Here is a 15,689-nt window from a genome sequence, read left to right as displayed (position 1 = left end):
TGATTAAAAAAGATAGTTAACCAGGTGGAACACATATTGCCGCCAGCGAAGCCTAGACGCCGCCCTGAGCTGTCAGCTGACACCAGAGGCAAGTTGCCACCACACAGTGCATCCACCCACACCGTTACCTTTATCAAGCGCCCGACAAGAGCCATGCCTTCTATGCCGATGCCTGAACCTGACACCTTGAGTGTGCTGCTGGTCGACGATGAGATCGTGCGCGCGGCCATGGTCGAAGAGGCCCTGGCCAACGATGGCCATCGGGTCGTCTGCCGGCTATCGAGTCCGGCAAGCCTGAATGACATGGTGCGCCAGCATCAGCCCGATGTGGTCATTATCGACATGGAATCCCCCGACCGGGACACCCTGGAGAGCATGGCCCTGCTGCAACGGGAAAATCCCAGGCCGGTGGTCTTCTTTGCCGATCAGCATGATCCGCAATCCCTCAAGGCAGCGGTCAAGGCGGGGGTCAGCGCCTACGTCGTCGATGGCCTGGCCGCCAACCGGGTCAAGGCCGTGATCGAGGTTGCCATCGCCCGCTTCGAGGCCTTTCAGGGCATGCGCAGAGACCTCGACAAGGCTCGCAATCAGCTGGCCGACCGCAAGCGCATCGAACAGGCCAAGGGCCTGTTGATGAAGCACCAGAGCTGCGATGAAGAACAGGCCTACCGGATGCTGCGCAAGCTGGCCATGGACCGCGGCCAGCGCATCGCCCAGGTCGCCCAGAACGTCATCGATATTCTCAAACCACTGGAGCAGGGATCATGAGCATAGGGAAGGCCACTCAGCCATCGACCAGCGCACCAGAGCTCGCAGGATTGACCCTTGGCTTCGTCCCGCTGCTGGACGCGGCACTGCTGATCATCGCCAGGGAAGGCGGCTTTTTCAGCGCGCAGGGCCTCGATGTCAGCCTGTCACGAGAGAACGCCTGGTCGACACTGCGCGACAAGGTCGCTGCCGGACTCCTCGATGGTGCCCACATGCTGGCGCCCATGCCCCTGGCCATGAGCCTGGGTCTGTCACGGGCGCCATGCGAAACGCTGGCCGCGATGGTACTGGGCCGCCAGGGCAATACCCTGGTGCTGTCCCAGCGGCTGGCCAATGCGCTGGATGTGCGCAGCGACCTGCCCCGCCCGCAAGGCTCCGCCTTGGCCCTGCGCGACTGCCTGACCCGGGGTCTGGCCAAGCCTCGGCTGGCCATGGTCTACCCCTACTCCTGCCAGCACCTGTTGCTCCGTGAATGGCTCTCCCTCGGCGCTATCGACAGCGACAGCGAGGTGGAGCTGGTCGCGCTGCCGCCTCCCCGAATGGTGGACGCCTTGCGCGAGGGCGAAATCGATGGGTTCTGTGTGGGCGAGCCCTGGGGAAGCCAGGCCGAATTTCGACAGGTCGGCAAGGTCATCGCCAGCGGCGCGGACATGATGCCGGGCCATCCCGAGAAGGTGCTGGGCGTCACCGCGTCCTGGGCGCGTCGCTACCCCCACACGCTGGCCGCCCTCATCCGTGCGCTGCGGGCCGCCGCCAGTTGGCTGGACAGCGCGGCAGGCGCCCGCCGCCAGGCGCTGGAATGGCTGGCACTGCCCCCCTACCTGGATGAGGCGGTCGCTCATCTCGACGAACTGCCCGTGGGCTGCGCTCCCGGCTATCCTCTGCTGAGTGAAGGCCTGCGCCCTCACCCCAGCGACTTTTACGGCATGGCCGAGCGGCTCCAACCGCTGCTCATGGCCAGAGGGAGGGAGCTGGACGACGTCACGCTGGAGACCTGCTACAGCAGCGTGCATCACGACGAGGCGTTGCACCAACCAAGTGCCATCACCCCGTAGTACTCTCCGTCGTGGTGTTGCACCACGCGCCCTCATCTTTTAGCAAGACGTTGTAAAAAAAGAAGAACCGCGTATCCCGGCACGAAACTTGGATACTCACTGACATGACACCGGCCCTGGCCGGCCGCGATCAACGGCGATCGCATCGACTCAGACAAAGACGTCTCTTCACCCCCCAATGCTGGGGGAGTGAGAGACGTCTTTGGCGTTTTTGGAGCCTTTACCATGTCCAGCAAGACGCAAGCGGATACCGCACATCCCAGCACCGTATCCCCTTCGACTGAGGCAAACCCCACGACAGGTCACCTCGTGATCATCGGCAACGGCATGGCCGCGCATCGGCTGGTATCACGCCTCAAGGGACGTTCCGGGGCACCGAGCCATATCACCCTCATCGGCGCCGAGCCCCACCCCGCCTACAACCGCATACTGCTCTCCAGCTGGCTTGCCGGAGACATCGAGCGCGAAAGCATGGCTCTGTCGCTCGATGACCACACTTTTCCGATCGTCGGCCAGCGCCTTGGCACCCGGGTGGTAAACATCGACCGTCGACGCCAGCGCGTCGAGTGCGATGACGGTGAAATACTGTGCTATGACCACCTAGTGCTGGCCACGGGCTCACGCAGTGCCATGCCCGAGATTCCCGGCATCGACCTTGAAGGCGTGCATGGCTTCCGTGACCTGGACGATGCTGCCCGGCTGGCGGCCATCGCTGAAGCCGGCGGCACCGCCGTGGTCGTGGGCGGCGGTCTGCTTGGCCTTGAGGCAGCGGCAGGGCTTGCCGGGCGAGGCATGCAGGTTAGCGTTGTGCAGCGCTCATCGCGGGTCATGAACCGTCAGCTGGACGCTGTCGCCGCCAGCATGCTGGCCACCGAACTCGGTCAGCGCGGCATCGCACTGCACACTGGGGCTCGTCTCGACGCCGTCATCGGCGATCAAGGAGGCAAGGTCAGTGGCGTGCGCCTCAGCGGACGGTCAACGGCGCTGGAGGCCGATTGCGTCGTGATTGCGGCAGGCATTACGCCAAACATCGAACTCGGCCAAGCGGCGGGCCTTCACTGCGATCGGGCCATCCATGTGGATGACGGCCTGGCCACATCCGATCCACGCATTTCGGCGGTGGGTGAGTGCTGCCAGTTCGGTGACAGCACCTACGGCCTGGTAGAGCCCATCTGGCGCCAGGTCGAGATACTCGCCGCCCGTCTCAGCGGCCAGGCCGCAGATACCTACAGCGACAAGCCCTGCGCCACCAAGCTGAAGGTGTCGGGCGTCGACCTGTATGCCTTCGGTCCGACCGAGCCAGACAGCGACCACGAAGTGCTGAGCTATCACGATACCGGCGAATATCGTCGCCTGCTGCTGCGCGATGGAAAGCTCGAGGGCGCCGTGCTGTACGGCGACACGCGCATGGGCCCATGGCTATTTTCACTGGCCGAACAAGGTACGTGTCTGGACCGCGTGCGTCATTCCCTGCTGCTCGGCCAGGCCGACACCGACGCCCTGCTCAGCGCCCACGCAGCGCCTCACTCCGACTCTTCACACCACCAGGATGCCGCCTGATGACCACACGTTCAGACTCCGCCACCCGTGACACCCGCCCCACCCTGATCGTGGTGGGCAACGGCATGGTCGGCCATCACCTCATCGAACAGCTGGTCGAACGCGGCCAGCACCATCACTATCGCATCACGGTATTCGGCGAAGAACGCCACCTGGCCTATGACCGTGTCCACCTATCCGACTACTTCACCGGTCAAGACGCCGACTCGCTGGCCTTGTCGACCGCGGACTACTACCACGAACACGGCATCGAGCTGCGCCTCGACGAAGCCATCACCGCTATCGATCGCGACTCTCGGCAGGTCCACACCGCGCAGGGTACTCACACCTATGACCGGCTCGTACTGGCAACGGGCTCGACCCCTTTCGTGCCGCCCATTGCGGGCAATGACCGGGATGGCTGTCTGGTCTATCGCACCCTGGACGACCTGGACGCGATACGCCATGCCGCCAGCACCGCGACCACTGGCGTGGTGGTCGGAGGGGGCTTGCTCGGGCTGGAAGCGGCCAACGCTCTGCGTGGACTCGACCTGGATACGGCGGTGGTGGAATTCGCCCCCCGCCTGATGCCCATGCAGGTCGATGATCAGGGCGGCGAGCTGTTGCGAGAAAAGATCGAGGGTCTCGGGGTTCAGGTGCTGACCGAACGTGCCACCCGCGAGATCGTGCCTGGCGATGCCAGCCGTCTGCGCATGGTGTTCCAGGATGACAAGGTGCTGGAGACCGACCTGATCGTGTTCTCCGCGGGCATTCGCCCCCGGGATGAACTGGCCCGGGAGTGTGGACTGGAGATCGGCGAGCGGGGCGGGGTGGTCATCGACGATCACTGCGTCACCAGCGATGCAGCGATTCTCGCAGTGGGTGAGGTGGCCCTGTACCACAACAGCATCTTCGGCCTGGTCGCTCCGGGCTATCAGATGGCCAAGGCGGCCGCAGACACCTTGAGCGGCGGCGAACTGACCTTCACTGGCGCCGACATGAGCACCAAGCTGAAGCTGATGGGCGTCGATGTGGGCGCCATCGGCGACGCCCATGGCAATCGTCACCCCAGCGCCAAGCAGTACCGCTATTTTGACCAGCTGCAGCAGATCTATCGCAAGCTGGTCGTGTCCGCCGATGGCAAGCGCTTGCTGGGGGCCATGCTGGTCGGTGACAACGGCCCCTATGACACCCTGATGCAGTACTACGCCAACGGCCTTGACCTGCCCGTGGACCCGGCCGCACTTATCCTGCCATCCAACGAGGCTGCGCCGGCACTGGGGCCGGATGCATTGCCCCAGGAGGCGACCATCTGCTCCTGCCACAACGTCACCAAGGGGGCGATCAACGCAGCCGTGGATGCGGGGTGCGAGGACCTGTCAGCGGTCAAGGATGCCACCAAGGCCAGCACCGGCTGCGGAGGCTGCGCTGCACTGCTGAAAAGCGTCTTTGATCATGAGCTGTCAGCTCGCGGCATGGACGTCGATACCTCGCTGTGCGAGCACTTTGCCCACACCCGCCAGCAGCTCTTCGACATCGTCCGGGTGGAAGGCATCAAGACCTTCAGTGAGTTGATGTCACGGCATGGTACGCCGCGCCCGGATGGATCGCCGGGTCTGGGGTGCGACATCTGCAAGCCAGCGGTAGCCTCGATCCTGGCCTCCTGTTTCAACGAGCCGATTACCGACGCAGCACACATCCCCCTGCAGGATACCAATGATACCTTCATGGCCAACATGCAGAAGAACGGCACCTTCTCCGTGGTCCCGCGGATTGCCGGGGGCGAGATCACTCCCGACAAGCTGATCGTGCTGGGCCAGGTGGGCAAGACATACGGCCTCTACACCAAGATCACCGGCGGTCAGCGCATCGACCTGTTCGGGGCTCGCCTGGAGGACCTTCCCGCCATCTGGAGCGAGTTGATCGCGGCCGGTTTCGAGACCGGACACGCCTACGGCAAGTCGCTGCGTACCGTGAAATCCTGCGTCGGCAGCACCTGGTGTCGCTATGGGGTTCAGGACAGCGTCGGCATGGCACTGCGGCTTGAGCACCGCTACAAGGGCCTGCGCTCCCCGCACAAGCTCAAGTTCGCGGTGTCGGGCTGCACACGGGAATGCGCCGAAGCACAGAGCAAGGATATCGGCGTCATCGCCACCGAGCATGGCTGGAACCTGTATGTCTGCGGCAATGGCGGCATGCGTCCACGCCACGCAGAGCTGTTCGCCACTGACCTGGACGACCAGACCTTGATCCAGACCATCGACCGCTTGTTGATGTTCTACGTGCGGACCGCCGATCGACTGCAGCGCACCTCGGTATGGCGGGAGCAGCTGGAAGGCGGGCTCGATTATCTCAAGGCGGTGATCCTGGACGACAGCCTCGGCCTCGGTGCAGAGCTGGAGCGCCAGATGCAACAGGTCATCGACAGCTATCAGTGCGAATGGGCTGGCGCCCTCTCCGACCCGGACAAGCTCAAGCGCTTTCGCAGCTATGTCAACGATCACCGCGCCGACCCCGACATCATTGTCACCCAGGAGCGCGGTCAGCTGCGCCCGGCATGATCCACCCCGCCATCCAGGATACCGAGGACCCACCATGACGCTTTCTTGTCCGAACGCTTCACTCTCTCCCTCCGCGCACGGGGCTCACTGGACCGTGCTGTGCCAGCGCAGCGATCTGGTGGCGTACTCCGGCGTTGCTGCCTGGTGCGATAGCAGTGACGGCGCCCACCAGGTCGCGCTGTTCTATTTGCCGGGCCAACCCACGGAGCTCTTTGCCATCGACCACCACGACCCTGTCGCCCAAGCCAATGTGATCGCTCGCGGTCTGCTGGGCGACCATCAGGGGGAGCCGATGGTGGCCTCCCCGCTTTACAAGCAGCACTACCGACTGGCCGACGGCCAATGCCTGGAAGATCCCGGTATCCAACTGCGTACCTGGTCGGTGGCCTTCGACCAGGACAGGGTAATGATCGCCACCTGAGTCTTCAGCCTCCGGGCTGGCCAGACTGTCTGGCCGGCTCCGGCAAGGATCGCCGGGGCCGCCGCCAGCAAAACGTCATCAAGCGTTGAAACTGTTCGCCCTTGCAGCATTTCTGTCATCGTCCATGCTTAGGTCGAAGGCACCAGTTGAGAACATCACGGTCAAAAGGATGAGCAGGACCGTCTTTGCCGCCCTTCTCAACGACCTTACGGTGACGCCGTCAGCGAGCGGCTGTCGCCCCAGCCACCACAGGAGGACCCCCACGCGAGCAAGCCGACACCTCGGCCTCTGTCACATCTCTGACACGTTGCGCTGAGAGTGTCGACATCGAGGCGTCATGTTGACGCCCAAGGTGATCATCAGGAGAGCTGCGCCGATGGTACGCATCGACAAGAAGGCCACCCGACTGTACGTGCTGGACACCAACGTACTGATCCACGACCCCAGCGCCCTCTACCAGTTCGAAGAGCACGAAGTGGTTATCCCCATGACCGTGCTCGAGGAGCTCGACAAGCACAAGAACGGCATCCGAGAAATTGCTCGCACCGCCCGGCAAGTCAGCCGGACCCTCTCTGACCTCACCGCCAATGTCGATATCGACCAGATTCGCCAGGGCATCCCGATTACCCGCGTCAGCGGCCCGGAAGGCCGACTCCGGCTGCTGTGCTACTCCGACCTGACCCTGCCTGACAACCTGGAGGACAGTCCTGACAACCGGCTGCTGGGAGAAACCTGCCGGCTGCGTCAGGAGCGACCCGATGCATCGGTCGTTCTCGTCACCAAGGACATCAACCTGCGGGTGAAGGCTGCCGCCCTGGGCGTGCCCGTCGAGGACTACCTGACCGACCGCGCCTTTGACGACTCCGACGCCATGACCGATGGCGTGTCTGTCTACCCGGATGCCGGTCATGACCTGTGGGACGCCATGGCTCTTGACGTCAAGGTCGAGCGTGAACAGGACAAGGTGATCTATCGCCTGAGCGGAGAGATCCCCGCCCACTGGCACCTTGGCATGTTGGTCTCCGACGCTGACAGCGAAGCCAGCTTCGAAGCCATCGTGCGCGAACTGGCCCCGCACCAGGCCACCCTGGAGCTGTTGACCAACTACCGTCACGGCGCCAGCGTCTGGGGCGTCCATGCCCACGACAGCCGTCAGAACTTTACCCTTAACCTGTTGATGGACGATGCCATCGATCTGGTCACGGTGGCCGGCAGCGCGGGCACCGGCAAGACCTTCATGACCCTGGCGGCAGCCTTTCAACAAACCCTGGACAGCAAACGCTTCGAGCGCGTGGTGTTTACCCGTGCCCCCATTTCCATGAGCGAGGACATCGGCTTTCTGCCAGGGACAGAAGAGGAGAAGATGTCACCCTGGATGGGCGCCTTCCACGACAACATGGACAACCTGCTGAGAGACGAGCACGACGGCAGTTCAACCTGGAACCAGGATGCCACGCGCCAGCTGCTGGCGTCTCGGGTGCAGATTCGTGCGCCGGGCTTCATGCGCGGCCGTACGCTCAACGATACCTTCCTGATCATCGACGAGGCCCAGAACTTCACCCCAAAACAGCTAAAGAGCTTGATCACCCGTGCCGGGCGCAACACCAAGATCGTCTGCCTGGGTAACGTCGGTCAGATCGACACCCCCTACCTGACCGCCAACACCTGCGGCATGGCTGCCGTCGTTCAGAACTTCAAGAACTGGCCCCACGCTGGACACGTGACCTTGAAGAGCGTGGAACGCTCCCGCCTGGCCCTCGCCGGCGAGGAGCTGCTGTAGTGCTCTGTCGTGCTCTGTCGTGCGGCAGTGACCCGCCCCTAGCGGCACCCTGAACCACCAGCGCCCCCGCCTGCAAAGGCGGGGGCGCTGTCTAGGTGCTGAACGGAAGCGGAGCGGCGACCCGCCCCACGCACGACTTACTTGTCGCGGTTCATCGCCTTCTCGATCAAGGCTTCCTCTTCACTCTTGGGCGTCTTCTCGATCATTTCCGCCGCTTCAGAGTACAGGCATACGTAGCTCTGGCAGGAGGCACAGTGCACCTTCTCATCAGGGTTCTTGGTAGCGGGCACGCGCATGTTATGACTGCCACAGTTAGGACAGGCCTTCGGGATTCGCAGATCTTCGCTCAACGCCATCTTCAACTCCTTGTGAATGCTGGAATACTCACGGGCCTGCTGCGACCCATCGTTGACTTCATCGAAACGTTGCAGGAGGCCACTGAGACGATTGCGCCCAGCTCGCTTCGCCTCGTAGAGTGCTGCGTCCACTCGGCGCATCGCCATGTCGAGACTTTCTTCCTTGCCGACACTGATGGCCCCCATGCTCACTGTTACCTTGAGGGCACGATGGTCCACCTTCAAGGTGGTGGTCTCAACGTTACGCCGCAGACGCTCAAGAATATCCCAGGCATCCTCGGCCACTACATCGGCCAGCAGCACCACGAATTCTTCACCACCAATCCGCGCCAGCACGTCATAGGGGCGCAGGCTCAGGCGACAGGTATCGGCAAATGCCTTGAGCACCATATCCCCCGCGGAGTGGCCAAAGGCGTCATTGAGTGCCTTGAAATGATCCAGGTCGAGCATGGCCAGCACGGCGGGCTCCTGGCGTCGCCGAAGCCGGGCCAAGGCCCCCGCACCCGCTTCAAAGAACGCCCTGCGGTTCATCACCCCGGTCAGCACGTCGGTACTCACCAGCTTGGCAATGCGCTTCTCTGCTTGCTTGCGCTTGGTGACATCCAGCAGCAGCCCATCCCAGACCACCGCGCCATCCTCGAACCGCTGTGGCGTGCCTCTTGCCTCGAACCAGCGCTCGCTCTCGCCACTGTCATCTCCCTGCCGAGCAAGCCTCACATCCAGATGCCATGGCGTCAGGCTGACCAGCGACTGGGCCAGTACCAACGTCAGCTGCTCCCGCGTTTCCTCGGCCAGGCGCGACAGCACCATCTCGGCGTCTTCCAGTGCCTGGGCCCGTGACAGGCCGGTCTGCGCCTCGAAACCGGGTCCTAGATAACCGAACGATAGCTGGCCTGCGGGCGATTGATGCAGGCGAAAGACGACCCCCGGAAGCCGTGCTACGCTGCTCTCGATGGATTCACTCAGGCGTTCTGCCGAGGCGGCCTGGCGCTGCAGCAAGGTGATATCCTGGGACATCAACAGCCAGCAGGCTGGCTCCCGGCGAACGGGATGCAAGGTGCTACTGAGGTGACGTAGTTGCGGCCCCTTGCTGCAGATAACGACTCCCTGCCAGCCCGATCCGCTGGCGCGGCAGTGGTCCAGGGCCGTTTCCAGTATTTTCGCAGCCTCGGGACAAAACACCTGGGACAGCGACTGCCCGACCAGCGCCTCCAGCGGCAGGCCCAATTGCTGGCACTGGCTGCTATTAGCCCAGACGACCAGACCATCAGCGCCTAGGCTTAGCGCCATCGACGGAGCCTGCCCCAGCAAGGCGTCGAGCTCAGTGCTGAAAGCCGCGCCCGTTGGCGGCTCAAGCACTCCGGCGGACCATCGACGTCGGAAGAATGCCAGCAATGACATACCCATGTTCCCATAGTCAATTTCTTAAAATTTTGTAAGAAAAAGCTTAGAAGAACCGTCTTACCTGTGCTGGATGAAAAATCTCATTACCCGTCGATGGGCCGCCGCAGGAATGGGCCTCAGCGGCTGAGCAGCTCGCTCATCCACTCGCCAATATGGCCGATCTGCTGGGGACATACCGCATGGGCCATGGGGTACTGCCGATACACCGTGTGATAGCCCAGCTCTTCCAACCGTGCGAAGGCTGCCCGACCCAATGATTCGGGTACCACAGGATCCATACTGCCGTGATGCACCTCGACACGCAGGTCGCGGTTGGCGTCATTCAGCTCGATCGAGTTCGCCGTGGCAAAGTAGGTCGACATGGCCAGCAGTCCGCCCAGCGGCTGATCAAAGCTCAGCGCTGCTTCATAGGCCACTGCCCCACCCTGGGAGAAGCCAGCCAACAGGATACGTCGACTATCGATGCCAGCATCAATCTGGGATTGAATCACGCCCTTGATACGCTCGGCCGAAAGACGCAGCTGCATCTCATCAACGCGGCGATCCAGGCTCATCTCAAGAATGTCGTACCAGGCAGGCATGACCATGCCACCATTGATGGTCACCGGTAGACGGGGCGCGTGGGGCAGGATGAAGCGGACCTGGGCATAGTCAGGCCTGGGCAGCATCGGCACGACGGGCTCGAAATCCCGACCGTCGGCGCCAAGGCCATGGAGAATGATCATGCAGGCGTCAGCGGGTGCATCGCCACGCGGTTCGATGACCAACTGGTCGTTATTGCTCATGGGCGGGTCTCTATCTGTGTTTCAGCTCTAAGTGCAGCGCAGGTAGGTGGCAACGCACGCAGCTTTCAGGGAATACGTCGCTACCCTAGCGCACTATACGCTCAGGAACGAGCCTCAAGCTCGGCAACAGCAGCGAGCATAACGAGACGTGGGTCGCAGAGCGCACCGCCCAAGGGCCTGTTTCTTCCTCTGCCGCCACTGCTGCCACTGCCACCACTGCCGCCCCTTCCTGCGACAACGGCGGCTAGAACGGACAGCACTGGGCCACTAAACCGGACAGCTCTGGGCTACTAAACCGGACAGCTCTGGGCAGCTAGAACGGCCAGAACAGCGGGGTAAGTCCAAGCACCACGGCAGCGGTCAGCAGGTTGAGAGGCCCCCCCAGGCGCAGATAGTCCCGCAAGCGGTAGCCGCCAGGCCCCATGACCATCAGGTTAGTCTGGTAGCCAATAGGGGTCAGGAAGCTCGCTGAGGCGGCGAACATGACCACCACGACATACGGCAACGGGCTGACGCCAAGGCTGTCTGCACCGGCCATGGCGATGGGGAAAGTGATCACGGCGGCGGCATTGTTGGTCACCAGCGAGGTCAACAAGGCCACCACCACGTAGGTGCCTACCAACAGGGCCCAGGGGCTATTGCCCACCAGCTCCAGTAGCCCGGCCGCCACCGCATCGGCGGCGCCGGAGGTGTGCAGTGCAGCCCCCAGGCCAAACGAGGCAGCGATGGTCAACAGTACCTGGGTGTCCATGCCTCGGCGGGCGCTGCGCACACTGACGCAGCCGCTCAAGAGTGCCGCGGCAGCCCCCAGCATGGCCGCATTCATCATGCTCATCAGGCCCGTGGTGGCCACCAGCACCACCGCCGCCAATATGCCCCAGGCGCGCAGAGCGCGGTCGAAGGCGGGCCGCGCCTGACCATTGACCTGACTGATCAACAGAAAGTCCTGGGACTGGCGATGACGCTCCACGAAGGCAGGACGAGCCTCGAGCAGCAGCACATCCGAGGGCTGCAAGCGAATCTGGCCGAGGCTTCCCACCACCCGGCGCCCATTGCGGCAGACCGCCAGCACGGCAGCGCCGTACAGCGTCCTGAAGTGTCCGTCCCGAATCTTCTGGCCGATGAATTGACACTGATCGGAGACCACCGCCTCGACCAGGCGACGCTCTCGAAATTCCTTCTCGAGGTGGGACTCACCCAGCCGAGAGGGGCGCAGGCCACGAATCTGCTGCAATTCCACCGCACCATCGGTGGTCCCGGCGAAGACCAGGTGGTCGCCGCCTTTCAGGGTCTCCCCAGGCCCCACCACGCTGACCACGTTGCCACCGCGCTCGATCTCGACCAGAAACAGACCGGCCAGGTGGCGCAGCCCGGCGTCTTCTACCGTGCGGTCAACCAACGGCCCCTGCGGGTCTACCTCCATTTCGATGGTGAACTCACGCAGGTTGGCAAAAGCGGCTTCGCTACCGGGATGGCCAGACAGCATGCGCGGCCCCGCCCACAGCAGATAGCCCACACCGGCCAGCGCCATCGGCACGCCCACCAGGGCGATCTCGAACAGTCCCAGGTGCAGATTCGGAAAGCGCTCCAGCATCAGCGAATGCACCACCAGATTGGTACTGGTTCCCATCAAGGTTACGGTGCCGCCGAGGATGGACGCGAAGCTCAAGGGCATCAGCAGATACTGGGGAGCGATGGAGAAACGACGGCTCCAGCTGATCACGGCAGGAATGAAGGTGGCCACCACCGGGGTATTGTTGAGCACACCGCTGACTGCAGTGACCGGCCAGATCAGCCGCGCCATGGCATGACGCACGCCCTTCGGCCGCCCCAGCACATGCCGAATGATCAGGTCGATACCCCCGGTATCGCGTAAGCTGGCCACCAGCACGTACATGAAAGCCACGGTAAATAGGCCGCTGCTGGAAAATCCGCTCAGCGCCTGCTGGGCATCAATGACACCGAGGCTGAGCAGCACCACCAACGCGCCCATCATGACCATGTCTGGCCCGGCGCGGGTGAGCGCCATCAACGGAAAGACAGCGCAAGCAACAGAGAGAGCGATCCAGGCATCCAGAGACATGGGGTGGCCTTGCTGGTGAGACAGCGCTCATTGTGCCTGCTTTAACTTATGCTAAATAGTTACAATGTATTATTTTTTTATCACTTTCGGGCATATGAGACTTCTTGTGCACATCTTCCCGGACGGCTCCCCATCGCGACACACTTTCGTGTCTATCAGCCGCAGCAGCAGGACAGCCAGCCGGCAATATCATCACTCTGAGAAGAGGCTGACAACCAGAAGGCTTTTAAAGGCACAAAAACGCAAAAGGCCCGCCGAAGCGAGCCTTTATCGTCGCGCCCTCGAAGGACGCTACCGCTTACGCGGCCATCAAGCGATCGACTTAGTCGATGACCTTGATGTTGGAGGCCTGGAGGCCTTTCTTGCCCTGAGTCACCTCGAAGGAGACCTTCTGGCCGTCCTGCAGGGACTTGAAGCCGTCAGCCTGAATCTCGGAGAAGTGAGCGAACAGGTCGTCACCGTTGTCGTCCGGAGAAATGAAGCCGTAGCCCTTAGTGTCGTTGAACCACTTGACTGTACCAGTTGCCATGATCGAATCCTCGACTAGCGTGTTTATTGACCGGGAGATACCCGAGTTGCAGTGGGTAAAACAAGAAACCTTTCCCCGGGCAATCGACGCTAGGATGCTTCGATGACCTCTGAGACGTTCAACTTGCTAACCAACTGCCAGCAGCATGCGCCGTCTTGGCGCCAAGGTCAAACACTATTTGCCCTGGATGACGAGAAGATGACGGTGCCGGCTCAATTTACCTAACCCGTCCAGCCCTTCCCGCTCCCGCTGCGTCATGCAGTGTGCCAAGTCGTCACGGCGGGCCCGGCATACTATGCCCAAGCAGGGTTATATGCTTGCATGGTCGGCAGCGTTTTCCTTCGACCTGAGCTGCAGGGAGCTCTTCATGGCCTCTTTACTGTCACGCCACGCTCCGACTCGCTTCGGCGCGTTCTACCTCGCCATTGCAGGCCTCATCGTCAGCGTGATCGGCGTCGGAACGTCCTCGGCCTGGTGGCTGGCCGGCGTGCTGGCGTTCGGTGCCCTCACCGCACTGGGCATCTACGATATCGTGCAGCGACGTCGCACCGTCAGCCGCAATTACCCTATTCTTGCCCACATCCGCTACTTTCTGGAGTCCATCGGTCCTGAGTTTCGCCAGTACTTCATCGAGTCCGACACCGATGAGGCGCCCTTCTCGCGGGAACAGCGCTCGCTGGTCTATCGCCGTGCCAAGAGCACCAGCGACAAGAAACCCTTCGGTTCGCTGAGAGACATGAGTGCCCCGGGATATGAATGGATGGGCCCGTCACTGTCACCCGTGGACATCACCGATCACGACTTTCGCATTGTGGTCGGAGAGCAGCGCGCCCACCCCTACCGGGCCAGCGTGATCAATATTTCCGCCATGAGCTTTGGCGCTCTGTCGCCCAACGCCATCAGCGCCCTCAATGAGGGCGCGAGGGAAGGCGGCTTCTATCACACCACCGGCGAAGGAGCCATCTCGCCCTATCACTTGCGTGGTGGCGACCTGGTCTGGCAGATCGGTTCCGGCTACTTCGGCTGCCGCAGGGAAGATGGCGGGTTCGATCCCGAGAAGTTTCGCCACAACGCTCGCCGCGACGAAGTGAAGATGATCGAGATCAAGCTGTCCCAAGGGGCCAAACCCGGCCACGGCGGCATTCTTCCCGGCGCCAAGGTCACCGCCGAAATCGCCTCCACCCGCGGTGTCCCGGAAGGCCAGGACGTCCTCTCCCCCTCTCGCCATTCGGCGTTCTCTACCCCTTGCGAGATGATTCACTTCATTCAGCAGCTGCGGCAGCTGTCCGGTGACAAACCGGTGGGCATCAAACTGGCGCTAGGGCATCCCTGGGAATGGTTTGCCATCGTCAAGGCCATGCTGGAATGTGGCGATCATCCCGACTACATCGTCGTCGACGGAGGACAGGGAGGTACCGGCGCGGCCCCGCTGGAGTTCATCAATCGCCTGGGTATGCCCCTCAACGATGCCCTGGTCCTGGTTCACAACACCCTGGTGGGCGCGGGCCTGCGCGACGACATCCGTATCGCCGCCAGCGGCAAGCTGATCAGCGCCTTCGACATCGCACGCACCCTCGCGCTTGGCGCAGACTGGGTCAACATGGCCCGGGGCTTCATGTTCTCGCTCGGCTGTATCCAGGCCCAGAGCTGTCACAACGACCAGTGCCCCAGCGGTATCGCCACCCAGGACAAGGCCCGAGGCAGCCGCCTGGATGTGGATGACAAGGCCGTGCGAGTCAAGAACTTCCATGCCAACACCAAGTTCGCTCTGTGTGAAATGCTGGAAGCCGCAGGCCTGTACCATCCCAACGAGCTGGGCCCGGAACATATCATCCGCCGCCTGGATAACGGCAAGGCTCTGCCTTACATCAGCCTGATAGATAGCCTGGCGCCAGGCGAGCTGCTGCGTGGGGGCGCCAAGGACCACCCGCTGTATCGTGAGTTCTGGGACCTGGCGAACGCCAATAGCTTCGATGCACCTGACGCGCTGCAAAGTCTCAGGCAGACCAAGCTGCTTTGATGCACCTGACGCGCTGCAAAGTCTCAGGCAGACCAAGCTGCTTTGATGCACCTGACGCGCTGCAAAGTCTCAGGCAGACCAAGCTGCTTTGATGCCCTACGGGCCTTTCATGACGCGAAAGGCCCGTAGGCTCCCCGCCGCTGGTCGCACCAGGCCCACTCCCTCACACGGATACCGCGGCGGCCCTTCCTTTATCTACTTGCGCAGCGCTCACGCTGTTGAGCCTGCTCGCGACGCTGCTGATGCATGGCAGCAGAGAGGCTTCACAGCGCAGGCAAGTGCCGACACATCCCCCGAGCATGGCTAGGCGCCTACCGTCCAGCGGCTCGTCCGCGCCGGCATTCGCGCCCGCATTCGCGCCGGCATTGATGCCTTGTTCACCCGGTGG

Annotated in this window: 11 protein-coding genes; 7 read left to right on the top strand and 4 right to left on the bottom strand. The window is 62.5% G+C overall.

All coding sequences use genetic code 11. The features are described 5' to 3' along the window. The first annotated feature begins 153 nt into the window (after positions 1–153). From KUV72_RS02520 to KUV72_RS02495, 6 genes are all read left to right on the top strand, one after another. Positions 154–768 (top strand): ANTAR domain-containing response regulator, encoded by a 615-nt coding sequence (locus tag KUV72_RS02520; protein WP_224851810.1) that lies wholly within the window; start codon positions 154–156, stop codon positions 766–768. Further along, the gene (locus KUV72_RS02515) at positions 765–1,823 is read left to right on the top strand and encodes a CmpA/NrtA family ABC transporter substrate-binding protein (RefSeq protein WP_222237315.1); all 1,059 of its coding nucleotides are present in this window, start codon (positions 765–767) and stop codon (positions 1,821–1,823) included. Before KUV72_RS02520 ends, KUV72_RS02515 begins: the two co-directional genes overlap by 4 nt. Positions 1,824–2,048: 225 nt before the next feature. Beyond that, the gene (locus tag KUV72_RS02510) at positions 2,049–3,383 is read left to right on the top strand and encodes an NAD(P)/FAD-dependent oxidoreductase (RefSeq protein WP_222237314.1); all 1,335 of its coding nucleotides are present in this window, start codon (positions 2,049–2,051) and stop codon (positions 3,381–3,383) included. Beyond that, positions 3,383–5,923 carry a nitrite reductase large subunit NirB gene (gene nirB / locus KUV72_RS02505; protein WP_222237313.1) on the top strand — a complete coding sequence of 847 codons (2,541 nt, stop codon included), beginning with the start codon at positions 3,383–3,385 and terminating at the stop codon, positions 5,921–5,923. The genes KUV72_RS02510 and nirB overlap by 1 nt, the downstream gene beginning before the upstream one ends. Positions 5,924–5,957: 34 nt before the next feature. Continuing rightward, on the top strand, positions 5,958–6,344 hold the full coding sequence (nirD, locus tag KUV72_RS02500) for a nitrite reductase small subunit NirD (protein WP_206942970.1): 387 nt from the start codon (positions 5,958–5,960) through the stop codon (positions 6,342–6,344). Between the two features lie 376 nt (positions 6,345–6,720). Beyond that, the gene (locus KUV72_RS02495) at positions 6,721–8,124 is read left to right on the top strand and encodes a PhoH family protein (protein ID WP_206943184.1); all 1,404 of its coding nucleotides are present in this window, start codon (positions 6,721–6,723) and stop codon (positions 8,122–8,124) included. Positions 8,125–8,261: 137 nt separating this feature from the next. Here KUV72_RS02495 and KUV72_RS02490 read toward each other — a convergent pair whose 3' ends face one another. From KUV72_RS02490 to KUV72_RS02475, 4 genes are all read right to left on the bottom strand, one after another. Then, positions 8,262–9,881 (bottom strand): diguanylate cyclase, encoded by a 1,620-nt coding sequence (locus tag KUV72_RS02490; RefSeq protein ID WP_222237312.1) that lies wholly within the window; start codon positions 9,879–9,881, stop codon positions 8,262–8,264. Positions 9,882–10,000: 119 nt separating this feature from the next. Further along, a complete protein-coding gene (locus KUV72_RS02485) occupies positions 10,001–10,669 on the bottom strand; it encodes an alpha/beta hydrolase (protein ID WP_206942982.1) in 669 nt (222 codons plus the stop codon). Between the two features lie 313 nt (positions 10,670–10,982). Then, positions 10,983–12,752 carry an SLC13 family permease gene (locus tag KUV72_RS02480; protein ID WP_206942984.1) on the bottom strand — a complete coding sequence of 590 codons (1,770 nt, stop codon included), beginning with the start codon at positions 12,750–12,752 and terminating at the stop codon, positions 10,983–10,985. A gap of 322 nt (positions 12,753–13,074) precedes the next feature. Further along, a complete protein-coding gene (locus tag KUV72_RS02475; RefSeq protein WP_045994373.1) occupies positions 13,075–13,281 on the bottom strand; it encodes a cold-shock protein in 207 nt (68 codons plus the stop codon). Between the two features lie 367 nt (positions 13,282–13,648). Between KUV72_RS02475 and KUV72_RS02470 the strand changes: the two genes are divergently transcribed. Next, a complete protein-coding gene (locus tag KUV72_RS02470) occupies positions 13,649–15,301 on the top strand; it encodes an FMN-binding glutamate synthase family protein (protein WP_222237311.1) in 1,653 nt (550 codons plus the stop codon). Positions 15,302–15,689 lie beyond the last annotated feature (388 nt).

It is taken from the genome of Halomonas sp. DP4Y7-1 (assembly GCF_019800705.1).
GTDB lineage: Bacteria > Pseudomonadota > Gammaproteobacteria > Pseudomonadales > Halomonadaceae > Halomonas > Halomonas litopenaei_A.
This window is presented reverse-complemented; position numbering and strand designations above follow the sequence as displayed.